This window comes from Halorubrum sp. Atlit-26R (assembly GCF_003666015.1).
GTDB lineage: Archaea > Halobacteriota > Halobacteria > Halobacteriales > Haloferacaceae > Halorubrum.
On record NZ_QPLT01000245.1, the window covers coordinates 1 to 679 of the forward strand.

The 679-nt window shown below is 58.6% G+C and carries 1 protein-coding gene; it reads right to left on the bottom strand.

What is annotated here, in order from left to right:
- Positions 1-59: 59 nt before the first annotated feature.
- The coding region (locus DVK07_RS20360) for a DUF3267 domain-containing protein (protein ID WP_147441286.1) at positions 60-679 on the bottom strand (620 nt) is incomplete at its 5' end.

The window sequence follows — 679 nt, forward strand, 5'->3', positions numbered from 1 at the left end:
ACCAGTTCAGTAGACAAAGCAGATTGATATTGGGGTTCTTGAGGTATACAACCTCTCTATCAGTCAATCTTCGTCGATGTCTCATCAGCGGGTGAGCGAGCGCGTCGATAGCTCCGTACAAATGCGTATAGCACCCCGACGGCTGCCCCGATACCGAGTACGCCGGAGCCGACACTCATCGAAATCTCGTTAGGCGTTGACGTGAATGAGAACAGGAAGCTGAATGTGTCGGGCGTGCCGATCGTGAGTGAATCAACGCCGAGGACATCCAGCACAAGCGGACCGCCAACTGCCAACAGGAGAAACACGCCGACGGCGGCGACGGCTGCGCCGGCGAGGGCGTCCCAAACAACGGCAGTCACCGACAACACTCCTCGACGGTCGCTTTCGCGGCCGAGTATCCGGACACCCTTGGGATGGTCTTCCAGACGGACATCCGCGGGATAGGCAAGCAGCGTCATCGTCATCCAGAGGTCAGCAATCGCTCTAGCGGCGTTCGCGGCTAGCGGGACGATAAGCCAGCCCCACTCGAAGACCAGCATCGCCGGGACGCCGATAGCGGTCAGCACGACTAGTGGCGTCATAAGGACGACGATGAACTGGTTGCGAGTGAATTCGTGGTCAGTCGTGGCGTAGGCGTACGGGAGAATGAAGTATGCGATCCCGACGCCGTATTTCG